This window comes from Streptomyces atroolivaceus, from assembly GCF_000717025.1.
GTDB lineage: Bacteria > Actinomycetota > Actinomycetes > Streptomycetales > Streptomycetaceae > Streptomyces > Streptomyces atroolivaceus.
In genome coordinates this window covers 61,530-84,852 of the sequence record NZ_JNXG01000017.1, presented here as the reverse complement: position 1 = coordinate 84,852, position 23,323 = coordinate 61,530, and the positions used below count along the sequence as shown (strand labels likewise).

Annotated in this window: 21 protein-coding genes, 1 pseudogene and 1 riboswitch; of the genes and pseudogenes, 17 read left to right on the top strand and 5 right to left on the bottom strand. The window is 71.1% G+C overall.

Annotated elements, in window-relative coordinates; genetic code table 11:
- Positions 1 to 35: 35 nt before the first annotated feature.
- Positions 36 to 920 (bottom strand): ABC transporter permease, encoded by an 885-nt coding sequence (locus OO67_RS27330; RefSeq protein ID WP_033304294.1) that lies wholly within the window; start codon positions 918 to 920, stop codon positions 36 to 38.
- A 671-nt stretch (positions 921 to 1,591) separates the two neighbouring features.
- Here OO67_RS27330 and rpe point away from each other — a divergent pair.
- On the top strand, positions 1,592 to 2,275 hold the full coding sequence (gene rpe / locus OO67_RS27325; RefSeq protein ID WP_033304293.1) for a ribulose-phosphate 3-epimerase: 684 nt from the start codon (positions 1,592 to 1,594) through the stop codon (positions 2,273 to 2,275).
- Positions 2,276 to 2,404: 129 nt separating this feature from the next.
- Entirely contained in the window at positions 2,405 to 3,397 is a 993-nt protein-coding gene (locus tag OO67_RS27320) for a sugar-binding transcriptional regulator (RefSeq protein WP_051709906.1), read from the top strand.
- Positions 3,398 to 3,502: 105 nt separating this feature from the next.
- Here the strand turns inward: OO67_RS27320 and OO67_RS27315 are convergent, their stop codons facing one another.
- Positions 3,503 to 4,555, bottom strand: coding sequence for a terpene synthase family protein (locus OO67_RS27315; protein WP_033304291.1), 1,053 nt, complete (start codon positions 4,553 to 4,555; stop codon positions 3,503 to 3,505).
- Positions 4,556 to 4,849: 294 nt separating this feature from the next.
- Between OO67_RS27315 and OO67_RS27310 the strand changes: the two genes are divergently transcribed.
- The 5 genes from OO67_RS27310 to OO67_RS27290 all read left to right on the top strand — a co-directional run bounded on the left by OO67_RS27310 (position 4,850) and on the right by OO67_RS27290 (position 11,390).
- The gene (locus OO67_RS27310; RefSeq protein ID WP_033304289.1) at positions 4,850 to 6,316 is read left to right on the top strand and encodes a GuaB1 family IMP dehydrogenase-related protein; all 1,467 of its coding nucleotides are present in this window, start codon (positions 4,850 to 4,852) and stop codon (positions 6,314 to 6,316) included.
- Between the two features lie 199 nt (positions 6,317 to 6,515).
- Positions 6,516 to 7,976 (top strand): aldehyde dehydrogenase family protein, encoded by a 1,461-nt coding sequence (locus OO67_RS27305; RefSeq protein WP_033304287.1) that lies wholly within the window; start codon positions 6,516 to 6,518, stop codon positions 7,974 to 7,976.
- Positions 7,977 to 8,087: 111 nt separating this feature from the next.
- Positions 8,088 to 8,543: an Lrp/AsnC family transcriptional regulator gene (locus OO67_RS27300; RefSeq protein ID WP_033304285.1), complete on the top strand. Its 456-nt coding sequence runs from the start codon at positions 8,088 to 8,090 to the stop codon at positions 8,541 to 8,543.
- 308 nt (positions 8,544 to 8,851) lie between these two features.
- Entirely contained in the window at positions 8,852 to 9,649 is a 798-nt protein-coding gene (locus OO67_RS27295) for a carbon-nitrogen hydrolase family protein (protein ID WP_033304283.1), read from the top strand.
- Positions 9,650 to 9,698: 49 nt separating this feature from the next.
- The gene (locus OO67_RS27290; protein WP_033304281.1) at positions 9,699 to 11,390 is read left to right on the top strand and encodes a flavin monoamine oxidase family protein; all 1,692 of its coding nucleotides are present in this window, start codon (positions 9,699 to 9,701) and stop codon (positions 11,388 to 11,390) included.
- Positions 11,391 to 11,419: 29 nt separating this feature from the next.
- Here the strand turns inward: OO67_RS27290 and OO67_RS27285 are convergent, their stop codons facing one another.
- Positions 11,420 to 12,130, bottom strand: a complete 711-nt coding sequence (locus OO67_RS27285; protein WP_033304280.1) for a DUF5995 family protein — start codon at positions 12,128 to 12,130, stop codon at positions 11,420 to 11,422.
- Here OO67_RS27285 and OO67_RS37250 point away from each other — a divergent pair.
- A pseudogene (locus OO67_RS37250) lies at positions 12,129 to 12,686 on the top strand (glycoside hydrolase family 6 protein); the annotation flags it as partial. The gene OO67_RS27285 and the pseudogene OO67_RS37250 sit on opposite strands and share 2 nt — an antisense overlap.
- Positions 12,687 to 12,836: 150 nt before the next feature.
- Here OO67_RS37250 and OO67_RS27280 read toward each other — a convergent pair.
- A complete protein-coding gene (locus OO67_RS27280) occupies positions 12,837 to 14,228 on the bottom strand; it encodes a uracil-xanthine permease family protein (protein ID WP_033304279.1) in 1,392 nt (463 codons plus the stop codon).
- Positions 14,229 to 14,450: 222 nt separating this feature from the next.
- Positions 14,451 to 15,680, bottom strand: a complete 1,230-nt coding sequence (locus tag OO67_RS27275) for an MFS transporter (protein WP_033304278.1) — start codon at positions 15,678 to 15,680, stop codon at positions 14,451 to 14,453.
- Positions 15,681 to 15,822: 142 nt separating this feature from the next.
- Between OO67_RS27275 and OO67_RS27270 the strand changes: the two genes are divergently transcribed.
- From OO67_RS27270 to OO67_RS27230, 9 genes are all read left to right on the top strand, one after another.
- Entirely contained in the window at positions 15,823 to 17,031 is a 1,209-nt protein-coding gene (locus OO67_RS27270; RefSeq protein ID WP_033304276.1) for an ROK family transcriptional regulator, read from the top strand.
- 89 nt (positions 17,032 to 17,120) lie between these two features.
- Positions 17,121 to 17,251, top strand: a riboswitch (FMN riboswitch).
- A 161-nt stretch (positions 17,252 to 17,412) separates the two neighbouring features.
- Positions 17,413 to 18,513, top strand: a complete 1,101-nt coding sequence (gene ribD / locus OO67_RS27265; RefSeq protein WP_033304274.1) for a bifunctional diaminohydroxyphosphoribosylaminopyrimidine deaminase/5-amino-6-(5-phosphoribosylamino)uracil reductase RibD — start codon at positions 17,413 to 17,415, stop codon at positions 18,511 to 18,513.
- The gene (locus tag OO67_RS27260; protein ID WP_033304273.1) at positions 18,514 to 19,134 is read left to right on the top strand and encodes a riboflavin synthase; all 621 of its coding nucleotides are present in this window, start codon (positions 18,514 to 18,516) and stop codon (positions 19,132 to 19,134) included. It abuts the gene before it with no gap.
- On the top strand, positions 19,131 to 19,775 hold the full coding sequence (locus tag OO67_RS27255; RefSeq protein WP_033304270.1) for a nicotinamide mononucleotide transporter family protein: 645 nt from the start codon (positions 19,131 to 19,133) through the stop codon (positions 19,773 to 19,775). The genes OO67_RS27260 and OO67_RS27255 overlap by 4 nt, the downstream gene beginning before the upstream one ends.
- Entirely contained in the window at positions 19,772 to 21,058 is a 1,287-nt protein-coding gene (locus tag OO67_RS27250; RefSeq protein WP_033304268.1) for a bifunctional 3,4-dihydroxy-2-butanone-4-phosphate synthase/GTP cyclohydrolase II, read from the top strand. The genes OO67_RS27255 and OO67_RS27250 overlap by 4 nt, the downstream gene beginning before the upstream one ends.
- Positions 21,059 to 21,099: 41 nt before the next feature.
- On the top strand, positions 21,100 to 21,585 hold the full coding sequence (gene ribH, locus OO67_RS27245; RefSeq protein ID WP_033304266.1) for a 6,7-dimethyl-8-ribityllumazine synthase: 486 nt from the start codon (positions 21,100 to 21,102) through the stop codon (positions 21,583 to 21,585).
- A gap of 35 nt (positions 21,586 to 21,620) precedes the next feature.
- Positions 21,621 to 21,893 carry a phosphoribosyl-ATP diphosphatase gene (locus OO67_RS27240; RefSeq protein ID WP_033304265.1) on the top strand — a complete coding sequence of 91 codons (273 nt, stop codon included), beginning with the start codon at positions 21,621 to 21,623 and terminating at the stop codon, positions 21,891 to 21,893.
- Between the two features lie 53 nt (positions 21,894 to 21,946).
- On the top strand, positions 21,947 to 22,795 hold the full coding sequence (gene hisG / locus OO67_RS27235) for an ATP phosphoribosyltransferase (protein ID WP_033304264.1): 849 nt from the start codon (positions 21,947 to 21,949) through the stop codon (positions 22,793 to 22,795).
- A gap of 38 nt (positions 22,796 to 22,833) precedes the next feature.
- Positions 22,834 to 23,313: a PH domain-containing protein gene (locus OO67_RS27230; protein WP_033304262.1), complete on the top strand. Its 480-nt coding sequence runs from the start codon at positions 22,834 to 22,836 to the stop codon at positions 23,311 to 23,313.
- Positions 23,314 to 23,323 lie beyond the last annotated feature (10 nt).

The window sequence follows — 23,323 nt, the reverse complement described above, 5'->3', positions numbered from 1 at the left end:
GGAGGGAGCCGGAGCGGTGGTACGGGGCAGGGCGGTCACGAAAGCCGGCGCCAGGGCGCGAGCCGGTTCTCGGCGCCCCGCAGCAGGGCATCGATCAACAGGCCGGAGACGCCGATCGCGAAGAGTCCGAGGACGACCACGTCGGACTGGTTGTAGCGCTGGGCGTCGCGGATCATGCCGCCGATGCCGGGCAGTCCGTTGACGGTCTCGGCGGCGACCACCGAGGAGTAGGCGATCCCGAACGCCAGCCGTACGCCGACCAGGATCTCCGGCAGCGCGGACGGCAGGACGACGGAGGTCACCACCTGCGAGCGGCGTGCCCCGATGGCCCGCGCGGCCTCGACCAGCGAGGCGGGCGCGGAGGCGACGGCGGACGCGGTGGCCACGGCCACGGGCGGCATGGCGGCGATCGCCAGCAGCCACAGCTTGGGCGCCTCGTCGATGCCGAACCAGATGATCAGCAGGCTGAAGTAGGCGAGCGGCGGCAGGGTACGGAGGAAGGCCACCGCCGGTTCGAACACCACCCGCACCCACGGCAGCGTGCCCATCAGCACCCCGGCCACGAGTCCGGCCAGGACACCGGCGCCCGCGCCGATGGCGATCCGGCGCAGGCTGATGCCCAGATGCTCGATCAGGGTGTGGCCCTGATAGCCGCGCACCCCGTCGTGGGTGCCGGACGTCTCGACGAGCGCGTCCCAGACGGCCGACGGCGGCGGTACCAGCAACGGTGACCACAGCCGCAGTGCGGTGACGAGCTGCCAGAGCGCGAGCAGCACGATCAGCGCGAGCAGCCGCAGCCCCACCCTGCGCAGCCGCGCGGCCCTCTCCGGCGAGCGGCGGCGCGCAGTGGGCGGGGAAGCGGGTTCACCGGAGAGCGCCGGGCGGGACGGCTGCTTCTCCGTGGTGGCGGGTGAGGTCATGGCGGACTCCGTCGAGAGGTGCCGCGGGCGCAGGGCCGCCGGGAGGGCAGGCAGGGCCGGGCAAGGGGTTGCGGAGCGCGGACGACAGCGCCCGCGGGCAACGTGGGGAGGAAGGCCCCCGCAGAACGTGAATGACCGATCCGGCGTACGCGGACGGTGACCGTCCGGTCCGGGCTCACGGACAGGGCTCTGGAGGGGACCGCCGGCTCACCCGAGGGGCGGCCGGAAGGCGGGCGGACGACGCCGCACAGTTCAGGTAGCGCTCAGCGCTGCCGGGCCAGGCTCAACAGGAGCAGCTGGTCACACGGCAGAGATCGATGCTGAGGCGCTCCTTCAGGAACTGGTCGCTGGTCACGGGGAGTTTCTAACACAGCCTCATGGCCGGCACCAGGGGCTGTCCGCGCCCTGGTACGGACCGCAGCGGGTCACCGGCTCCGGGGCTCGCCCGCCGGCCGTCGAGCCCGCTCCCCGGGGCGGGGCGGGGCGGACCAGGGGCGGTGGGACCGGCGGAGGGGGCTGCCCCTTCCGGCGGATCCCGTGGGCGGCCCGGGCCCGGAAAGCGGATCCGAGGGGGAGAAAAGACCGGGGACCGTGCGAACCGTAATGATCCCGTGAGGCTTTGGAGCGCACCTGGGCGAGGAAGTGGCGCCGAGCATGGCAGGCTTGGGTACATGGCCCAGATCAACCCCAGCATCCTGTCCGCCGACTTCGCCCGTCTCGCCGAGGAGGCGAAGGCGGTGGAAGGCGCCGACTGGCTCCATGTCGATGTCATGGACAACCACTTCGTGCCCAACCTGACACTCGGCGTGCCCATCGTGGAGGCGCTGAGCAAGGCCACGGACACCCCGCTGGACTGCCATCTCATGATCGAGGACGCGGACCGCTGGGCGCCGCAGTACGTCGAGGCCGGTGCCGGCTCGGTCACCTTCCACGCGGAGGCCGCGGCCGCGCCCGTTCGGCTGGCCCGGGAGATCAGGGCGAAGGGCGCCCGCGCCTCCATGGCGCTCAAGCCCGCCACACCCATCGAGCCGTACGAGGACCTGCTCCCCGAGCTCGACATGCTGCTGATCATGACGGTGGAGCCCGGCTTCGGGGGCCAGGCCTTCCTGGACATCATGCTGCCGAAGATCCGCCGCACCCGTGAGCTGATCTCGAAGCACGGTCTCGAGCTGTGGCTGCAGGTCGACGGCGGGGTCTCGGCCGCCACCATCGAGCGCTGCGCCGAGGCCGGCGCGGATGTGTTCGTCGCCGGGTCGGCGGTCTACGGGGCCGAGGACCCGGCCGAGGCGGTGCGGGCGCTGCGTGCCCAGGCGGACACCGTCACGGCTTCCGCACCCTGGGCATGCGGCCACTGAACAAAGCTCAGATGAACGTGGCCCGACGGGCCTGATCAAGGATCGCCGGATCTGACAGGATGAACGGCGTACGAGCGTGTGAACAGTGAGGAGATCGCGGTGTCTGGCATCTCGGCGGGTCGGTCAGCCATGCGGATGGGACCCGCGGAGCTGGTGCAGGCGGCGGCCATGGCCCGCCGGTTCTACCTCGAGGGAAAGTCGAAGATCCAGATCGCCGAGGAGTTCGGCGTCAGCCGCTTCAAGGTGGCCCGGGTTCTGGAGACGGCCCTCGAGCGTGATCTCGTACGGATCGAGATCCGGGTACCGGCGGAGCTGGACGCGGAGCGCTCCGACGCGCTCCGGGCCCGTTACGGCCTGCGGCACGCTGTCGTGGTCGAATCCCCGGCGGAGGAGCAGGACGACGCCGCCGATCCGGAGAACCTGGGTGAGGTCGCGGCCGATCTGCTCGGCGAGCTGGTGAACGAGGGCGATGTGCTGGGGCTGGCCTGGGGCCGCTCCACCATCCACATGGCGGCGGCCCTCGACCGGCTGCCCCCGTGCACGGTCGTACAGCTGACCGGGGTCTACGACGCCGGCACGGCCGAGCGCGGCTCGGTCGAGGCGGTCCGCCGGGCCGCTCAGGTGTCCGGCGGTGAGGCGCACCCCATCTACGCTCCGATGCTTCTGCCCGACCCGGCGACGGCGGCCGCGCTGCGGCACCAGACGGGTATCGCCCGCGCTTTCGAGTACTTCGACAAGGTGACCGTCGCCGCGGTCTCCATCGGATCCTGGGAACCCGGCATCTCGACCGTCCACGACATGCTCTCGGACGAGGAGCGGGGCCACTACGCCTCGCTCGGCGTGGCGGCGGAGATGTCCGCCCACCTCTTCGACGCGGACGGACGAAGGGTCGGCCGGGACCTCGGTGAGCGGTGCATCACCGTGGAGGCCGACAGGCTGCGCCGGATCCCCGAGGTGGTGGCCATCGCCGGGGGCCAGCGCAAGGCGGCGGCGATCGGCGCGGTGCTGCGCTCGGGTCTGGTCACCAGCCTCGTCACGGACACGGCGGCGGCCGACTTCCTCCTGACGGAGTCCGCCGCCGGTCAGCGGCCCGCACTGGAGCGTGCCGACCCGGACGACTGATCCCAGGCACGTCCGACCGTGATCACGACCGATCCCGGGACGACCGCCCCCCGAGCACGGCGGAGGCCGGGCACCACAGGGTGCCCGGCCTCCGCCGTGCCGTCCTCAGCGGCTGTCACCCGCGCCCAGCGGTGCGTGGTCCGCGCCGACGCCGAGCACGGACTCCTCCAGGTAGGCCGCGGGCTCCGCGTACTGGCTGACGTCCGCCGGGTTGTAGCGGGGGGTCTGCCGCGACCAGTCCAGATTCCCGCGCATCCAGCTCCGCATCCCGTCGAGATAGGGCACCAGCAGGCCCGCCAGTTCCGGGTACAGGTCGAGCAGCTCGCTCTCGGCGGCGAGGAACCGCTTCGTCTCCGCGGCTATCTCCGCGCACACGTGCTCGAGTGCCTGGCGCTTCCCGTAGCCGCGGTGGTGACGGACCAGGTGGACGAGATTGTGGATCTCGCCCAGGAGCTGTTCCTTCTCGTAGGAGTAGACGTCGTTCGCCCAGCACACGACGTTGCAGGACGCCTCCAGCGCCGTGATGAACCGGGCGTCGTTGTGGATCGACTCGGGCGCCCCGATGCCGACGACGATCTCGATCAGATCCATGCACACGTGGATCGCCCCGGTGTGCCGTCGCTTGGCGATGTACGTGGCCTCCGACGGTACGACCCCGTCGGCGCGGTTCCCCGCCTCCCAGGTGGTGGCGGTCGTCAGGTACGTCATCAGGTGCCAGGTGAAACGGGCGCGCCAGTGGGGGGAGGCCTCCGGAACCGTACGTTCCCACAGGTCCGCCAGGGCGACGAGTGCGGCGGGGGCCTCCTCGTCCGGACGGGGACCGGGCGCCGTACCCTCGACCACGGCGCGCATCCGCTCCACCACCTCGCGCACACGGTCGGGGCTGCGCCCCAGGTGTCCGTCGTCCAGCTGGTCGTCGACGAGGAAGAGCCAGACGAACCAGTCGGCGACCAGATCGAGGTGCTCGCTGTTCGCCGTCGGGTAGACCATGCCCACGAAGGCGCCGAAGTCCGCCTGGGCGAAACGCCGCCTGGCCGATTCCCGATGGATCAGGCCGGTGCGCCGCGTCCAGGTGTCGAGGTGTTCACGGGTGTGAGGTACGTGCGAGTTGCTGCGCCGGGGGAACGGGCAGTAGATGTCGGGCAGTTCGCTTTCCACAGGCGGATCCCCATCCTCTCCGGTCAAACGCGTGACAGGTGTTCCGGGCTCGTGGGCGGCATCGCGCCTACCGCAGAGACCTGCGGTTTTGAAGCTACCTGACCCCTCGTCACCCGGTCCAGGGATAGTGATCACGAAGGAGCGATTCCTGTTCGGGTAGGGTCCATGGGTAAGGCAGGTTCCACTTGCCCGGCCCCCCGGACAGCCTCCTTGGAGGAACTGACGAACGTGGGGGCTCATTGCTGTGTTTTCGTGGAAACGACCTGCACCGTTTCGTATGAAAAAATGGGTGTTATGCGTTTTCTTGAGCCCGGTACCGGTCGCTACACGACCTCTCCCTCGGTCCCCTACGACCTGACGTACGACGATGTCTTCATGGTTCCCGGCCGCTCCGCGGTGGGGTCCCGGCAGGCCGTGGATCTCTCCTCGCCGGACGGCAGCGGCACCACCATTCCGCTCGTCGTGGCGAACATGACCGCCATCGCGGGCCGCCGGATGGCCGAAACCATCGCCCGGCGCGGCGGCCTGGTCGTGATCCCCCAGGACATTCCGATCGAGGTCGTCACCGAGGTCATCGGCTGGGTCAAGAACCGTCACCTCGTGCTCGACACGCCGATCGTGCTGGCCCCCGGCCAGACCGTCGGCGACGCACTGTCCCTCCTGCACAAGCGGGCCCACGGGGCCGGCGTCGTCGTGGACGCCGGGCACCGGCCCGTCGGCGTCGTCACCGAGCACGACCTGACCGGCGTCGACCGCTTCACCCAGCTGTCCGAGGTCATGTCCAAGGACCTGGTCCTGCTGGACGCGGACATCGACCCGCGCGAGGCCTTCACCAAGCTCGACGGCGCCAATCGCAAGCTCGCTCCGGCGGTCGACGCGGACGGCCGGCTCGTCGGCATCCTCACCCGCAAGGCGGCGCTGCGCGCGACGCTCTACACCCCCGCGGTCGACGCGGACGGCAAGCTGCGGATCGCGGCGGCCGTCGGCATCAACGGCGACGTGGCCGGCAAGGCCAAGCAGCTCCTCGACGCCGGCGTCGACACCCTCGTCGTGGACACCGCGCACGGCCACCAGGAATCCATGATCAGCGCGGTCGCCGCCGTCCGGGCGCTCGGCCCGGAGGTGCCGATCGTCGCGGGTAACGTCGTGGCGGCAGAGGGCGTGCGTGACCTGATCGAGGCCGGCGCCGACATCATCAAGGTCGGTGTGGGTCCCGGCGCGATGTGCACCACCCGGATGATGACCGGCGTGGGCAGGCCGCAGTTCTCCGCCGTACTGGAATGTGCCGCCGAGGCGAAGAAGCACGGCAAGCACGTCTGGGCCGACGGCGGTGTCCGGCACCCGCGCGACGTGGCGATGGCGCTCGCCGCGGGCGCTTCCAACGTCATGATCGGTTCCTGGTTCGCCGGTACCTACGAGTCGCCCGGTGACCTCCAGCAGTCCGCCGACGGGCGGTACTACAAGGAGTCGTTCGGCATGGCCTCGGCGCGCGCGGTCAAGAACCGCACCTCGGAGGAGTCCGCCTACGACAGGGCCCGCAAGGGCCTGTTCGAGGAAGGGATCTCCACCTCGCGGATGTTCCTCGACCCCACCCGCCCCGGTGTGGAGGACCTGGTCGACTCGATCATCGCCGGTGTCCGCTCCTCGTGCACCTACGCGGGCGCGTCCTCGCTGGAGGAGTTCGCCGAGAAGGCGGTCGTGGGTGTGCAGAGCGCCGCCGGTTATGCGGAGGGCAAGCCGCTCCACGCCAGCTGGAGTTGATGTCGCGGGGCCGCTGGGCCCCGCATCATGGGTGCCCTTTCCGGTGTTCGCGCCGGGAGGGGCACTTCGCATGCGCGCCCGAGGTCATGGAGGCCGGTCCTCGTCACATGCGAGCACTCCGGTACCTCTTCAACATGGTTGAAGCATAAGTAATATGAGCCGCAATCAGCTGCCCGCCCCCTCTGCGGTAAGGGACTTCATGACATCCTTCTTCACCGACCTGGCCCAGCAGTACATCGACGGCGAGTGGAGGCCGGGGAAGGGGTCCTGGGACATCATCGACTTCAACCCGTACAGCGGTGAGAAGCTCGCGTCGATCACCGTCGCGACGGCCGGAGAGGTGGACCAGGCCTACCGGGCCGCCGAGCGGGCGCAGCCGGAATGGGCGGACACGAACCCGTACGCCAGGCGGGCCGTGCTGGAGAAGGCGCTGCGCGTCGTCGAGGAGCGCGAGGCCGAGATCGGCGAGGCGATCGTCGCGGAGCTCGGCGGCACCCGGCTGAAGGCGGGCTTCGAACTGCACCTCGCGAAGGAGTTCCTGCGCGAGGCGGTCCAGCTCACCCTGCGCTCCACGGGGCAGATACTCCCCTCGCCGACCGAGGGCAAGGAGAACCGCGTCTACCGGCTGCCCGTGGGCGTCGTGGGCGTCATCAGTCCCTTCAACTTCCCCTTCCTGCTGTCGCTCAAGTCGGTCGCACCCGCGCTGGCCCTCGGCAACGCCGTGGTCCTCAAGCCGCACCAGAACACCCCGGTCTGCGGAGGCACGCTGATCGCCAAGGTGTTCGAGGAGGCGGGGCTGCCCGCCGGGCTGCTGAACGTGGTGGTCACCGACATCGCCGAGATCGGCGACAGCCTGCTGGAGCACCCGGTCCCGCAGGTCATCTCCTTCACCGGCTCGGACAGGATCGGCCGTCACGTCGCGACGGTCTGCGCGGCCAACCTCAAGCGCGCGGTGCTCGAACTGGGCGGCAACAGCGCGCTGATCGTCCTGGACGACGCCGACGTCGACTACGCCGTCGACGCTGCCGTCTTCAGCCGCTTCATCCACCAGGGCCAGGTGTGCATGGCGGCCAACCGCATCCTGGTGGACCGCTCGGTGGAGCAGGAGTTCACCGAGAAGTTCGTCGCCAAGGTCGCTTCACTGCGGGTGGGCGACCCGGCCGACCCCGCGACGCACATCGGTCCGCTGATCAGCTCATCGCAGGCCGACGCGGTGGCCAAGCTCGTCGACGAGACCGTGGAGGCCGGCGCCACGGCACTGCTGCACGGCCGGGCCGAAGGCAATGTGGTGAGTCCGTCCGTCCTGACCGGCCTCGCCGACGACTCTCCCGTCCTGCGGCAGGAGATATTCGGGCCGGTGGCCCTGCTGATCCCCTTCGACGGTGAGGACGAGGCCGTGCGGATCGCCAACGACACCCCGTACGGGCTGAGCGGCGCCGTCCACACCGGCAACATCGAGCGCGGCGTACGGGTGGGGCAGCAGATCCGGACCGGCATGATCCACATCAACGACGGCACCGTCCACGACGAGCCCATCGTTCCCTTCGGCGGGGAGAAGAACTCGGGCCTGGGGCGGCTGAACGGCGAGTCGATGCTCGAGGCGTTCACCACGCAGAAGTGGATCTCGGTCCAGCACGGCCGTTCGCAGTTCCCCTTCTGACCTGCCGCTCCCCGCGGTGAGCGCGCTCCGCCCGGGGCGCCCGTGGTCTACTTCGGGGGCGGCCCGTGCCGCCCCCGGACCCTCCCGCCGCAGAGAAGTGACCCACCCGAAGTGCGCCTGAACGATCTCGACGAACGCATCGTCCACGCCCTCGCCGAGGACGCCCGTCGCTCCTACGCGGACATCGGCGCCCTCATCGGCCTCTCCGCACCCGCGGTGAAACGCCGTGTGGACCGGCTGCGCGCCGAAGGCGCCATCACGGGCTTCACCGTGCGGGTCGACCCGGCGGCGCTCGGCTGGGAGACCGAGGGGTTCATCGAGATCTACTGCAGCCGCAACACCGCTCCCGAAGCCATCAAGCGGGGCCTGGCCGCCTATCCGGAGATCGCGTCCGCGTCCACGGTGACGGGCGACGCAGACGCGATCGTGCAGGTCTTCGCCGCCGACATGCGGCACTTCGAGCAGGTGCTGGAGCGGATCGCCGGCGAGCCGTACGTCGAGCGGACCAAGTCGGTCCTGGTCCTCTCCCCGCTGCTGCGGCGGTACTCGTCGGGCCCTCCGGCCTGAGGGTCCGACGGCCTGAGGGTGGGCCGGCCTGAGGGTGGGCCGGCCTGAGGGCGGGCCGGTGCCGGTGCCGGGGGCAGAGGCCGGGTGTCGCGGGAGCCCGGCTCCGGGGCCGGCCGACGCCCACGGGACGAGACCGACATCACTCGCCTGACCTGCGAAGACGCCTCATGCAACGAATCGCCGCCCGAGCCCCTTTCCGCGCAACGGATCGACGGTGTGTGCGCAACAATCGCGTCTTGTCGGCGGTGATCTCCGCGCCGTACCTTCAATACGTCTCCCCACCCCGCTCGTCCCGCCCGAGGTCAGCCATGCCGCCGTTGCGCACCGCCCTGCTCCAGAGCTCCGGACGAGCCGGCTCCGTGGACGACAACCTCGCCACGCTCGACGGGGCCGCCGCGCGGGCCGCCGCCGCGGGGGCCAGGCTGCTGGTCTGCCCGGAGCTGTTCCTCACCGGCTACGCCATCGGAGACGCCGTCCCCGAGCTCGCCGAGCCCGCGGACGGACCCGCCGCGCAAGCGGTCGCCGAGATCTGCGCACGACGCGGCCTCGCCGTCCACTACGGCTATCCGGAGCGCGCCGGCGAGGCGGTCTTCAACGCGGCGCAGCTCATGGGCCCCGACGGGGCGCCACTCGCCAACTACCGCAAGACGCACCTCTTCGGCAGCTTCGAGGAGGAGTGGTTCACCCCCGGTGAGCGTCCCGTGGTGCAGGCCGAGCTGGACGGCGTGAAGATCGGGCTGCTGATCTGCTACGACGTCGAGTTCCCGGAGAACGTGCGCGCGCACGCCCTGGCCGGTACCGAGCTGTTGCTGGTCCCGACCGCGCTGATGCACCCCTTCCCGTTCGTCGCCGAAGCCGTCGTACCCGTCCGCGCCTTCGAGAGCCAGCTCTACATCGCCTACGTCAACAGGGCAGGCAGAGAAGGCGAGTTCGACTTCACGGGGCTCAGCTGCCTGGCCGGCCCCGACGGCACGGTCCGCGCCCGCGCAGGCCGGGGCGAGGAACTGCTCGTCGGTGAGGTCGACCCCGGGCTGCTCGCCGGGTCACGCGCCGCCAACCCGTATCTCGAGGACCGCCTCCCCGGCCTGTACGGCTCTCTGGTCTGAGCATCCCGCCCCCGTCCGACGCTCTTCCCCCGCTAGGAGTCCGTACCCCATGACGTCCACGGTGCCCAACGCCGTCCAGCACACCGACGCGCAGCCGCCGATCACCATGTTCGGGCCGGACTTCCCGTACGCCTACGACGACTACCTCGCCCACCCGGCGGGAATCGGGCAGATACCGGCGACCGAGCACGGTGCCGAGGTGGCCGTCATCGGCGGAGGGCTCTCCGGAATCATCGCCGCGTACGAACTCATGAAGATGGGCCTGAAGCCCGTGGTCTACGAGGCGGACCGGATCGGTGGCCGGCTGCGCACCGTGGGCTTCGACGGCTGCGACCCCTCGCTGACGGCCGAGATGGGCGCCATGCGCTTCCCGCCCTCGTCCACGGCGCTCCAGCACTACATCGACCTGGTGGGTCTGGAGACCAAGCCGTTCCCCAACCCCCTCTCCCCGGCCACTCCGTCGACCGTCGTCGACCTCAAGGGCGAGTCCCACTACGCGCGGACCATCGACGACCTGCCGCCCGTTTACCGCGAGGTGATGGACGCCTGGAACTCCTGCCTGGAGGAGGGCGCGGACTTCTCCGACATGAACCGCGCGATGCGCGAGCGCGACGTACCGCGCATCCGGGAGATCTGGGCGAAGCTCGTCGAGAAGCTCGACGACCAGACCTTCTACGGCTTCCTGTGCGGATCCGACGCCTTCGCCTCGTTCCGGCACCGCGAGATCTTCGGGCAGGTCGGCTTCGGCACCGGCGGCTGGGACACCGACTTCCCCAACTCGATCCTGGAGATCCTCCGCGTCGTCTACACCGAGGCCGACGACCACCACCGGGGGATCGTCGGCGGCAGCCAGCAGCTGCCGCTGCGCCTGTGGGACCGTGAACCGCGAAAGATCGTGCACTGGCCGCTCGGCACGTCGCTCTCCTCCCTGCACGACGGGGAGCCGCGTACCGCCGTGACACGGCTCGACCGCACCGCCGGGAACCGGATCACGGTCACCGACGCCACCGGTGACATCCGCACCTACCGGGCGGCGGTCTTCACCGGTCAGTCCTGGCTGCTGCTCTCCAAGATCGCCTGCGACGACGCGCTCTTCCCGATCGACCACTGGACGGCGATGGAGCGCACCCACTACATGGAGTCGTCCAAGCTGTTCGTGCCCGTCGACCGGCCGTTCTGGCTGGACAAGGACGAGGCCACCGGCAGGGACACGATGTCCATGACGCTCACGGACCGGATGACCCGGGGGACGTACCTCCTGGACGACGGCCCCGACAAGCCGGCCGTCATCTGCCTCTCCTACACCTGGTGCGACGACAGCCTGAAGTGGCTGCCGCTCTCCCCGAACGAGCGCATGGACGTCATGCTCAAGTCGCTCGGCGAGATCTATCCGGGCGTCGACATCCGCAAGCACGTCATCGGCAACCCGGTCACCGTCTCCTGGGAGAACGAGCCGTACTTCATGGGTGCCTTCAAGGCCAACCTGCCCGGCCACTACCGCTACCAGCGACGCCTGTTCACCCACTTCATGCAGGACCGGCTGCCCGCCGACAAGCGCGGCCTGTTCCTCGCGGGCGACGACATCTCATGGACGGCGGGCTGGGCCGAGGGAGCCGTGCAGACCGCGCTGAACGCGGTGTGGGGCGTGATGGCGCAGTTCGGCGGGGAGACGGACCCGACGAACCCCGGCCCGGGCGACGTCTTCGACGAGATCGCGCCGGTCGAGCTCCCGGAGGGCTGAAGGGAGGAGCTCGTAAGGGGCGCAGCGCTTCAGCGGCACGGAGTGAGCAGGAAGCGCCCCACCAGCCCGGTTCCGGCATCCATGCGCGCCCTGAACTCCTCGGCCAACGGCGGCACCCCACGCAGCTGCCACAGCATCCGGGCCGCCGTCCACGAGGCATCGCGGGCCCGCTCCAGACTCCAGGACCCCGCGAGATGGATGAGCGGATCGGCGACCTCCAGCAGATCGGGACCCGGCATCAGATCTTCGCGGATCTGCTCCTCCAGCATCACGAGAAGATCGCCCACCCGGTCGAACTCCTCCTTCAGGTCCGCCGGAGCGCAGCCGAGCGTACGGCAGGTGTCCACGACGGCCAGCGCGAGATCGTGTCCGATGTGCGCGTTGATACCGGCCAGTGCGAACTGCAGGGGGTGTACGCCCGGATGGCGCCGGTACTGGAACAGAGGGCGCCAGCACGCGGGCGGACTGCCGCCCGAGACGGCCGTGTCGACCGCCGTCAGATAGTGCTCGGCGAAGCGCACGTCCAGTGCGGCGACGGCCTTCCGGTCCCGGAACGCTCCGTCCGCGATGTGCTGGGAGACGGTCTCCGTGACCGTCAGATAGACCTGGTTGAAGATTGCCACCCCGTCGCCGGGCGGCCAGCCGGAGCGGAACGCACGCATCCGCCCGATCACCGCTCCGACATCGGTCACCGGGCCGGCCGTGCCGGCCGGAACTGCGAACTGCTCGATCCGGTCCATGCGGGCAGCGTCGCAGTCATGGGCTCGCCAGGGCGCCGACGGGCCGGTGACGTCATCGGATCGGACGAACACCGGCGCCGGGGGAGGGGACGCGTGGATGAAGGACTTCGCCGCAGGACCCGGCAGCGGACCGGTCGTCGTGATCCTGGAGCCGGACGCGATCGCCCGGTCCGACTGGCTCTCCGCCGCACAGCGAACCGACCGCTTCGCGTCCCTGGCCCGGGCGGGCCGGACCCTGCACGCGGCGAAACCGGGGGCCAGGGTCTACCTCGACGGCGGGCACTCCGGCCGGGACGTCGTCGAGAAACAGGCGGTGGCGCTCCGCGAGGCGGGCGCGGCCACCAGTGGCGACGGCATCTTCACCAACGTGTCCGACGTCCACAGCACGGCCGACGAGACCGCGTACGCCCGGCGGGTGATCGCCGCGCTGGGCGGACGGCCTGGGCTGGGCGCCGTCATCGACACCAGCCGCAACGGCAACGGGGCGCCGAAGGCCGGCGAGTGGTGCGACCCCGCCGGCCGGGCACTCGGCAGGACCCCGACGACGGTCTCCGGCCTGGCCCGGATCGACGCCTACCTGTGGGTGAGGCTGCCGGGGGAGTCGGACGGCCGCAAGGCCCGGCGGGTTCGTTCGCCCCCGACCACGCGTACGAGCCGGCCACGGGCTGAGCGGGTACCGCCGGGTCGGGAGCGGCCGTTCGCTTCGTCAGGACTTCCCGGCCGGCGGTTCGTCGTCGTACTGGGACGTTCCCGAGTCGAGCAGGGGCTCCTGGGTCTTGAGGTGCGCGGGGGCGAAGGCCCGCAGTGCGTGATAGCCGGTGATCACGACGAGCGTGCCGAGGGCGATCCCGCTCAGCTCGAAGTTGTCGGTGATCTTCAGGCTGACACCGCCGACGCCGATGATGATGCCCGCGGCGGCGGGCACGAGGTTGAGGGGATTGCGCAGGTCGACCTTGGCGTTCAGCCAGATCTGGGCGCCCAGCAGGCCGATCATGCCGTACAGGATGACGGTGATGCCGCCGAGCACGCCGCCGGGGATCGCGGCCACGACCGCGCCGAACTTGGGGCACAGGCCGAAGAGCAGTGCGAAGCAGGCCGCGGCCCAGTAGGCGGCGGTGGAGTAGACCCGGGTCGCCGCCATCACCCCGATGTTCTCGGAGTACGTGGTGTTGGGCGGGCCGCCGACGGCCGTGGACAGCATCGAGGCGGCGCCGTCCGCGGCGATCGCGGTGCCCAGCTTGTCGTCGAGGGAGTCGCCGGTCATCTCGCCGACCGCCTTCACATGCCCGGCGTTCTCGGCGATGAGGGCGATGACGACCGGCAGCGCGACCAGGATCGCCGACCACTCGAAGCTCGGCGCGTGGAAGGACGGCAGCCCGATCCAGTCCGCGTTCCCCACGGCCGACAGGTCCAGCCGCCAGTGGTCGACGGCCTCGGCGCCGCCGGCCGGGGAGTGGATCTTCCCGAGGACCAGGTCGAGCACCCATGAAAGGACATAGCCGAAGACGAGCCCGAGGAAGATCGCGATACGGGAGAAGAACCCGCGCAGGCAGACCACGGCCAGGCCCGTGAACAGCATCACCAGGAGGGCCGTCCACTGGTCCTGCGGCCAGTACGTCGACGCGGTGACGGGCGCCAGGTTGAAGCCGATCAGCATCACGACGGCCCCGGTCACCACGGGGGGCATCGCCGCGTGGATGATCCGCGCGCCGAACCGCTGCACCACGAGCCCCACCAGGAACAGCACGGCACCGACCACCAGCACCGCGCCCGTGACGGTCGCACTGCTGCCGCCACTGGCCCGGATCGTGGCGGCCACGCCGACGAAGGAGAGCGAGCACCCCAGGTAGCTGGGCACCCTGCCCTTCGTCGCCAGGAGGAAGATGGCGGTGGCGACGCCGGACATCATGATGGCGAGGTTCGGGTCGAGGCCCATCAGGACGGGCGCCACGAAGGACGCGCCGAACATGGCCACCACGTGCTGGGCACCCAGGCCGAACGTGCGGGGCCAGGAGAGCCGCTCGTCGGGGCGCACCACGGCCCCCGGTGCGGGCGTCTTTCCGTCGCCGTGCAAGGTCCAGCGCACGCCGAGGCCCATGGTCGCTCCCTGATTGGTGTGTGCGGTGCGCCCTGGGGGTCCACCCGCGGAAAAGATCAGAGCCATGTTAGTGCCGCAGCGCCGTGCCCTCGCGCTCGGCCCCGCCGCGGGCGGGACCACCCGTTCCGCCCACCCCCGCCGCGGGCGGAACCACGCGTTCCGCCCGGCCGTCGCCCGCCCGCCGACCGCTGCGGTCCCTACCCTCCCGCCGTGGGCCGGGCGTCAGCTGCCTGCCGGGCTCCGGGTCGGCGCCGGCCGCGGGGCGCCGCCTTCCGCGACCTTGCGGTCGCCTGCCCGCAGCACCCCGGCCCCCAGGACGAGCCCGAAGGCCAGCACCGTCACCAGACCGAACGACACGAGCAGCGAGGTCGCCTCCGCCAGCGAGCCGATCGCGGACGGGGCGATGAGCCCGGAGGTGTACGTGATCGTGGCGACGCCCGCGATGGCCCGGCTCGGGTTCGAGCCGCTGCGTCCGGCCGCGGCGAACGCCAGCGGAACGACGACCGCCACGCCCAGGCCCAGCAGCCCGAAGCCGGTGAGCGCCAGGGCGGGGCCGGGTGACAGGACCACGAGCAGCCCACCGGCCGTGGCCAGGACGCCTCCGACCCGCACGGTCCGGACCGCGCCGAAACGGTCGACGACCTTGTCGCCGGCGATCCGGGCGATGGCCATCATGAGGGCGAACGCCGTGGTCGACGCCGCGGCGAGCCCGGCCGAGCTGCCCATGACGTCCCGGAGGTAGACAGCCGACCAGTCCATGCTGGCCCCCTCGGCGAACACCGCGCAGAAGCCCACCGCTCCGATGACCAGTGCGGACTTCGGCGGCAGGGTGAAGCGCGGCGGCGGCTCCTCGTCGGGCTCGCTGCGCAGGTCCAGGACGCCCTGGCAGGCGGCCAGGCCGAGCGCTGTCAGCACCAGCGCGGCCAGGGTGTGGTGCAACCGGGCGTCGGCGCCCACGTGGGCCGCGACCGTGCCCGCCGCCGAACCGATCAGGGCGCCCACGCTCCACATGCCGTGCAGCCCGGACATGATCGACTTGTCGAGGCGGTTCTCCACCTCTACGCCGAGCGCGTTCATCGCCACGTCCGACATCCCCGCGGCCGCGCCGTACACGAACAGCGCGAGGCAGAGTGTGAGCAGGTTCGGGGCCAGGGCCGGCAGGATCAGCGCCAGTGTCCAGAGTGCCAACAGCCCGCGCAGGGCCGTCCGGGCCCCGAAACGGTGACTGACGCCGCTCGCCAGTGGCATGGCCAGCGAGGCGCCGATGGCGGGGAAGGCGAGTGCGAGACCGAGCTCACCCGCGCTCACCGATGCGTGGTCCTGGATCCACGGGACCCGGGTCGCGAAACTGCCGGTCACCGCCCCGTGCACGGCGAAGACCGCGGCGACCGCGTACCTCGCCCGCCTGACCTGCTCCGTGCCGATGACCGAAACCGCTGGATCCTTCGTCATACGCCGTGCCCTCCCCTGAAGATCCCTGCCCGCCGGTGTCCTCCGGAGGGCGTCGCGCGTTGCGGGGCGTAAACTATCAGGAACCCTGCCTGATAAATAACCCCATGGCGATGGACCGTCAGCGATCTGGAAGGATCCCGGCATGCCCGCATCCCCGAGCACCGCCAGGGCCATCAACGACCGGCTCGCCCTGCGGCTCCTCCAGCAGGACGGCCCGCTGACGGCCACTCAGCTGAAGACCCTGACGGGCCTGTCCCGGCCCACGGTCGCCGATCTGGTGGACCGGTTGCAGGACGCCGGCCTCGTCCGGGTCGTCGGGGAGAGCGGCTCGGACCGCCGCGGACCCAACGCCCGCCTGTACGGGATCGTCGCCGACCGGGCGCATCTGGCCGCCCTGGACGTGCGTACGGACAGCGTGGCCGTGGCCGTCGCGGATCTGCTCGGCGTGACGCTCGCCGAGGCGACCCTGCCCATCGGCAGTGACACCGGGACGCGGCCCGCGGTCGAGCGGGCCGTCGCGATGCTGGAGCGCACCGCCCGCACCGCGGGCACGGCCCCGCTGCACAGCGTCGGCATCGGCGCCCCCGGCCTGATCGACCCCGTCACCGGTGAGCTCCGGAACACCGCCGGGCTTCCCGCCTGGCACCGGGGCCTGGTCAGGGAACTCCAGGCGCGCCTGCCCGCCACCGTCCTCGTGGAGAACGAGACCAATCTCGCCGCCGTCGCCGAGCACCGCATCGGCGCCGCCCGCGACCGTGACACCTTCGTCCTGCTCTGGCTCGGCCACGGCATCGGCGCCGCCGTCATGCTCGACGGCAAGCTGCGCCGCGGCGCGTCGGGCGGGGCGGGGGAGATCGGTTTCCTGCCGGTCCCCGGGACCGCGGGGGTCCCTTCGGCGGTCAATTGCGAGGGGGGTTTTCACTCCTTGGTGGGATCCGCCGCCGTCTGCGGGCTGGCCACGGACCACGGCATCCAGGCGGGGGAGCCCCCGACGGGAGGGGCGCAGGAGCAGGACCCCGCCGCCGCGTTCGCCGTCCGGGCCGCGCTGCGCGCCGGTGACGCGGGCGGTGAGGCCTTCCTGGCGGCACTCGCGGACCGCCTCGCGATCGGAGCCGCTTCCGTCGTCTCCGTGCTCGACCCCGGCTGCCTCGTCCTGGCCGGCGAGGTCGGGCGCGCCGGCGGCGTCGCGCTCGCCGCGCTGGTGGAGGAGCGACTGGCCCGGATGTCACCGCTGCGCACGGAGGTCAGGGCCGGGACGCTGGGCGGCGGCGCGGTCCTGCGCGGCGGGCTGTTCGCCGCCCGGGACGCCGCGCAGGACGCCCTCTTCGGAGCGGGGCGTCACACCCCGTGACGCCGTACGCGTCCCTCTGTGAGCTGTTCCACAGAGGGCACCCGTATGGACCAGGGCGGACCGTGGCAGAATGTGTTCTGTACCAGCAGCAGCGCACTCCGGGGTCGGTGTAATTCCGAACCGGCGGTTATAGTCCGCGACCCGTCCGCATCCAGCGGCCGGTTGACCAGGTGAGATTCCTGGACCGACGGTGAAAGTCCGGATGGGAGGCAGTGCGCGGCGGGCCGTCACAGGTACGCCGCCGTAGGCGGATGCGTTCCGGGAAGTCCCGGGACGACCACATCCGTGTCTTCGGTTTACGGCGTTCCCCTGTTGCGTTCCGTTTCATCTGTCGTCGTCGACAGGCCCCGGAGTCCGTGCCCGAAGAGGCAGGAGGACCCGGTGGCCACCGCAGCCGAAAGAACCGCCATGCGGCGGGCGATCACGCTCGCAGCCCGCGGACTCGGCGCCACCAGCCCGAATCCGGTCGTCGGCTGCGTCATCCTCGACGCCGCCGGGGAACAGGCCGGCGAAGGCTTCCACCAGCGCGCCGGAGGGCCGCACGCCGAGATCCACGCCCTGCGTGAGGCCGGCGAGCGGGCCCGGGGCGGCACCGCCTGCGTCACCCTCGAACCCTGTAACCACACCGGCCGCACCGGCCCCTGTGCCCAGGCACTCGTCGAGGCCGGCGTCCACCGTGTCGTCTACGCGGTGGGCGACCCGAATCCGCAGGCCACGGGCGGCGCGGACACCCTGCGTGCCGCAGGCGTCCAGGTGGAGCAGGGCCTCCTCGCCGACGAGGCGGAGGCCGGCAACAGCGCCTGGCTCACCTCGGTCCGCCTCGGCCGCCCGTACGTCCTGTGGAAGTACGCGGCGACCCTCGACGGCCGGATCGCCGCCGCCGACGCCACCAGCCGCTGGATCACGTCCCCCGAGGCCCGCGCCGACGTCCACCGGCTGCGCGCGGAGGCCGACGCCGTGGTGGTCGGCTCCGGAACCGCCCGTGCCGACGACCCCCAGCTGGGCGTGCGCGGCATCGAGGGCGCCACCCAGCCGCTCCGGGTGGTCGTCGACACCGGCGCCACCGCCGTGCGGCCCGGCGCCCGGGTCCTCGACCCGACCGCGCCCACCCTGATCGCGGTCGCCGACGACGCCGAGGCCGGCCACCTCCCCGAGGACGCCGTGCTGCGCCTGCCGCGCGCCGCCCAGGGGCCCGGCCTGGACATCGACGCGCTGCTCGCCGCCCTCCACGGCCGGGGAATCCGTTCCGTCCTCCTCGAAGGCGGGCCGGTCCTGGCCGGCTCCTTCGTCTCCGCGGGAGCGGTCGACACCGTCGTCGGCTATCTCGCCCCGGTCCTCCTCGGCGCGGGCCCCGCGGCTCTCGCCGACGCCGGAATCTCCACCATCTCCCAGGCGTTGCGCCTCCACGTGACCGAGTCCGTCCGTATCGGCCCTGATCTGCGCATCACCGCCGTCCCTGTTCCTGCTCGGAAGGGAAACTGAGTGTTCACCGGAATCGTCGAAGAACTGGGTGAGGTCACTGCCGTCGAGAAGCTCGACGACGCCTCCCGCTTCCGACTGCGCGGCCCTGTGGTGACCGAGGGCGCCAAGCACGGCGACTCCATCGCCGTCAACGGCGTCTGCCTCACCGTCGTGGACCTCGGGGAGAACGAGTTCACCGCCGACGTCATGGCCGAGACGCTGGACCGCTCCAGCCTCGGCGCGCTGGCGGCAGGCTCCCGGGTCAACCTGGAGCGCCCCATGGCCCTCGGTGGCCGCCTCGGCGGGCACATCGTCCAGGGGCACGTGGACGGCACGGGCCACATCGTGGAGCGCAAGGTCTCCGAGAACTGGGAGATCGTCACGGTCTCGCTGCCCCAGGGACTGAGCCGTTACGTGGTGGAGAAGGGCTCGATCACCGTCGACGGGGTGAGCCTGACCGTGGTCGACGCGGGCTCCGACTACTTCACGATCAGTCTCATCCCCACCACCCTCGCGCTGACCACGCTCGGCATCAAGGAGCCCGGCGACCCGGTCAACCTCGAGGTGGACGTCCTCGCCAAGTACGTCGAACGCCTGCTCGGCCACGGGGTCGTGCCGCGATCCGGGGGGCCGGTCGCATGAGCGCTCTGGACTGGCTGAACTCGGAGGCGTTCACCGCCTTCGGACAGCACATCATCTGGTCGGACATGCTCGGCAACACGATCGGCCTGATCGCCCTCGCGCTCGGCTGGCTCCGGTCGGTCTGGACCTGGCCCGCCCAGCTCCTGTCCGGCGTCGTCCTGATCGCCGCCAACGTCTCCGTGCAGCAGGCGGGCAGCGTCGGCAAGCAGCTGATCGTCGTCGCCGTCGCCGTCTGGGGCTGGCAGCAGTGGACCCGCGGCAGGCAGCAGGCGCAGGACGGATCGATCGCCGTGCGCTTCGCGACCTGGCGCGAGCGCGGGTACCTGGTGGGCGGCGCCGTGCTCGGCACCCTCGCGGTCGGCGGACTGTTCACCGCCTTCCCGTCGCTCTCCTGGAGCCCGTGGGCGGACGCCTACATCTTCGCCGGCACGCTGGTGGCGATGATCGCCCAGGCTCGGGGCATGGTCGAGTTCTGGTTCGCCTGGCTGCTCGTCGACCTCGTCGGCGTACCGCTCAACTTCCACAGCGGCCTCGCCTTCTCCGGTCTCATCTACGTCGTCTACGGGGCCCTCGTCCTGTGGGGCATGCGCGACTGGTGGCTGCGTACGCGGACACCCGCTCTGGAAGGAGCCACGGCATGACTGCCCAGCCCACCTGGTTGCACGACCGCACCCTCGAGGACCTCGCGCTCGACCCCGTCGAACAGGCGGTCCGCGACATCGCCGCCGGACGGCCCGTCGTGGTCGTCGACGACGAGGACCGGGAGAACGAGGGCGACCTCGTCATCGCCGCCGAGAAGGCGACGCCCGAGATCGTCGCCTTCATGATGAGCGAGTGCCGCGGCCTGATCTGCGCGCCGATGGAGGACGACGAGCTGGAACGGCTCGAACTCCCGCAGATGGTCACGCACAACACCGAGTCGATGCAGACGGCCTTCACCGTCTCCGTGGACGCCTCCGCGGCGCACGGGGTGACCACCGGCATCTCCGCGGCCGACCGCGCCACCACCCTCCGGATGCTGGCAGGGGGCAAGGCGGGTCCCGGCGACTTCGTACGTCCCGGCCACGTCTTCCCGCTCCGCGCCCGCGCCGGCGGAGTCCTCGTCCGCAACGGCCACACCGAGGCCGCCGTGGACCTGGCCAGGCTCGCCGGACTGCGCCCCGCGGGTGCCATCGTCGAGATCGCCGGCGAGGACGGGGTGATGCTGCGGCTGCCGGAACTCGTCCCGTTCGCCCGCAAGCACGGCCTCACGATCATCTCCATCGAGGACCTGATCGCCTACCGCCGCGGTTCCGAGCCCACCGTGCGCCGTGAGGCCGAGGTCCGGCTGCCCACGGCCTTCGGCCCGTTCACCGCGTACGGCTACCGCTCCACCGTCGACGGCGTCGAGCACGTGGCGCTCGTCCACGGTGACATCGGTGACGGCCAGGACGTCCTCGTCCGGGTCCACTCCGAATGCCTGACCGGTGACATCTTCCAGTCCCAGCGCTGCGACTGCGGACCCCAACTGCACACCTCCATGGAACGCGTCACGGCCGAGGGCCGCGGGGTCGTCGTCTACCTGCGCGGCCACGAGGGCCGAGGCATCGGCCTGCTGTCCAAGATGCGGGCGTACGAACTCCAGGAGCGCGGCTCCGACACCCTCGACGCCAATCTCGAACTCGGACTGCCCGCCGACGCCCGGGACTACGCGGCCGGTGCCCAGATCCTGCGGGACCTCGGCGTGCGCACCCTGCGTCTGATGACCAACAACCCGGACAAGACCGCCGCGCTCGTCCGGCACGGGCTCGAGATCACCGGGCGTGAGCCCATGCCCGTACAGGCGGGTGAGCACAACCTGCGGTACCTGCGCACCAAGCGGGACCGGATGGGGCACGACCTGCCCTGGCTCGACGCCTCGGCGTCGGCCTGCGGCAACCAGTAAGCACCGACGCACACACGAACGCGCGAACACACAGGAGAGACATGAGCGGCAAGGGCGCACCCGAACTGTCCGTACGCAACTGCGGAGACCTGCGGGTGGCGGTGATCGCCGCCCAGTGGCACGAGCAGGTCATGGACGGACTCGTCGACGGTGCCCTGCGCGCGCTGCGCGACCTGGGCATCGACGAACCGACCCTGCTGCGGGTCCCCGGCAGCTTCGAGCTCCCGGTGGTCGCCAAGGTGCTCGCCGGTCGCGGCTACGACGCGATCGTCGCCCTCGGGGTGATCATCCGCGGTGGCACCCCGCACTTCGAATACGTGTCCCAGGGCGTGACCAACGGCCTGACCCAGGTCACGGTCGACACCGGTGTTCCCGTCGGCTTCGGTGTGCTCACCTGTGACAACGAGGAACAGGCTCTGGACCGGGCCGGACTCGAGGGCTCCAACGAGGACAAGGGGCACGAAGCGGTCACCGCCGCCGTGGCCACCGCCGCCACGCTGCGCACCGTCAGCGAACCCTGGCGCTGACCGGCGCTCCGGGACCCCGTATTCTAAGGACCATCATGGCCAACAAAACCTTCGAAGAGCTCTTCGCCGAGCTGCAGCGCAAGGCCGCCGACGGCGACCCCTCCACCTCCCGCACCGCCGAGCTGGTCGACAAGGGTGTGCATGCCATCGGCAAGAAGGTCGTCGAGGAGGCCGCCGAGGTCTGGATGGCCGCCGAGTACGAGGGCAAGGAAGCCGCCGCCGAGGAGATCTCGCAACTGCTCTACCACGTCCAGGTGATGATGGTCGCCCGCGGGATCTCCCTCGACGACGTCTACGCGCACCTCTGAGCCACGCCCCCGCACGTCCCGAACACTCCTCCGCACAAAGGAAACCCGACTTCATGCTGCGCATCGCCGTTCCCAACAAGGGTTCACTCTCCGGGCCTGCGATGGCGATGCTCCATGAGGCCGGCTACCAGCAGCGCAAGGAGTCGAAGGAACTCGTCCTGGTCGACCCCACGAACGAGGTCGAGTTCTTCTACCTGCGTCCGCGGGACATCGCGATCTACGTGAGCTCCGGCCGCCTGGACATCGGCATCACCGGGCGCGACCTGCTGCAGGACTCCGGGGCCGAGGCCGAGGAGATCCTCCAGCTCGGCTTCGCGCGCTCGACCTTCCGCTACGCCACCAAGCCCGGCACGGCCACCGGTCCCAAGGACTTCGACGGCATGACGATCGCCACCTCCTACGAGGGCATCGTGGCGGCCCACCTCGCCGACGCCGGCGTCGAGGCCTCCGTCGTGCACCTCGACGGCGCGGTCGAGACGGCCATCGAACTCGGTGTCGCCCAGGTCATCGCCGATGTCGTCGAGACCGGCACCAGCCTGCGCAATGCCGGGCTGGAGGTCATCGGCGAGCCGATCATGAAGTCGGAAGCCGTCGTGATCCGTCGCAAGGGCGCCGACACCGAGGACCCCAAGGTGCAGCAGTTCCTGCGCCGGCTGCAGGGCGTCCTGGTCGCCCGCTCCTACGTGATGATGGACTACGACTGCCGCGTCGAGCACCTGGAGCGCGCGGTCGCCCTCACCCCGGGCCTGGAGTCGCCGACCATCTCCCCCCTGCACCACGAGGGCTGGGTCGCCGTCCGGTCCATGGTCGCGGCCAAGGAGGCCCAGCGGATCATGGACGACCTGTACGAACTGGGCGCGCGCGCCATCCTCACGACGGCCATCCACGCCTGCCGCCTCTGACAGCCGCACACAGCACTCCGAAGGACGACAGCGCCGCCATGTCCGCCCCCGAGCCCCGGCCGACCGAACTCCCCGCACTCCCGGCCACCTTCAGGCCCACCCTCACCCGAGTGGTCCTGCTGGCCGTGGGGGCGGCGACGTTCGTCGTCATCTCCGCCGTCGCGGTGATACTGGAGAACCTCAGCCCGGGGGAGCGGACCAGCTTCGTCTTCGTCGCCCTGCTCTTCTTCGGTGTCCTCGCCCTGCTCGGCAGGCCCCACATCACCGCCGACGCGGCAGGCGTGACGGTCGTCAACATCACCCGTACCCGCCGACTGGCCTGGGCGGAGATCCTCCGCGTCAACCTGCGCGCCGGTGACCCGTGGGTCTTCCTCGACCTCAGCGACGGAACGAGCATGCCCGCACTCGGCATCCAGCCCGGGCTCGCCAAAGGCCGGGCCATCCGCGACGCCCGCACGCTCCGCGCCCTCGTCGAATTCCACGGCAGTGGAGTGAACGACGCCACGGAGAACGGCTGAGCCCCCTGCC

Coding starts and splice junctions, on each gene's coding strand:
- OO67_RS27275 (WP_033304278.1), bottom strand. CDS start 15,680: ATGACGAAGGATCCAGCGGTTTCGGTCATCGGCACGGAGCAGGTCAGG.
- OO67_RS27270 (WP_033304276.1), top strand. CDS start 15,823: ATGCCCGCATCCCCGAGCACCGCCAGGGCCATCAACGACCGGCTCGCC.
- OO67_RS27295 (WP_033304283.1), top strand. CDS start 8,852: ATGCCGCCGTTGCGCACCGCCCTGCTCCAGAGCTCCGGACGAGCCGGC.
- ribH (WP_033304266.1), top strand. CDS start 21,100: ATGAGCGGCAAGGGCGCACCCGAACTGTCCGTACGCAACTGCGGAGAC.
- OO67_RS27290 (WP_033304281.1), top strand. CDS start 9,699: ATGACGTCCACGGTGCCCAACGCCGTCCAGCACACCGACGCGCAGCCG.
- OO67_RS27330 (WP_033304294.1), bottom strand. CDS start 920: ATGACCTCACCCGCCACCACGGAGAAGCAGCCGTCCCGCCCGGCGCTC.
- OO67_RS27230 (WP_033304262.1), top strand. CDS start 22,834: ATGTCCGCCCCCGAGCCCCGGCCGACCGAACTCCCCGCACTCCCGGCC.
- rpe (WP_033304293.1), top strand. CDS start 1,592: ATGGCCCAGATCAACCCCAGCATCCTGTCCGCCGACTTCGCCCGTCTC.
- OO67_RS27250 (WP_033304268.1), top strand. CDS start 19,772: ATGACTGCCCAGCCCACCTGGTTGCACGACCGCACCCTCGAGGACCTC.
- OO67_RS27280 (WP_033304279.1), bottom strand. CDS start 14,228: ATGGGCCTCGGCGTGCGCTGGACCTTGCACGGCGACGGAAAGACGCCC.
- OO67_RS27310 (WP_033304289.1), top strand. CDS start 4,850: ATGCGTTTTCTTGAGCCCGGTACCGGTCGCTACACGACCTCTCCCTCG.
- OO67_RS27320 (WP_051709906.1), top strand. CDS start 2,405: ATGCGGATGGGACCCGCGGAGCTGGTGCAGGCGGCGGCCATGGCCCGC.
- OO67_RS27305 (WP_033304287.1), top strand. CDS start 6,516: ATGACATCCTTCTTCACCGACCTGGCCCAGCAGTACATCGACGGCGAG.
- OO67_RS27255 (WP_033304270.1), top strand. CDS start 19,131: ATGAGCGCTCTGGACTGGCTGAACTCGGAGGCGTTCACCGCCTTCGGA.
- hisG (WP_033304264.1), top strand. CDS start 21,947: ATGCTGCGCATCGCCGTTCCCAACAAGGGTTCACTCTCCGGGCCTGCG.
- OO67_RS27240 (WP_033304265.1), top strand. CDS start 21,621: ATGGCCAACAAAACCTTCGAAGAGCTCTTCGCCGAGCTGCAGCGCAAG.
- OO67_RS27285 (WP_033304280.1), bottom strand. CDS start 12,130: ATGGACCGGATCGAGCAGTTCGCAGTTCCGGCCGGCACGGCCGGCCCG.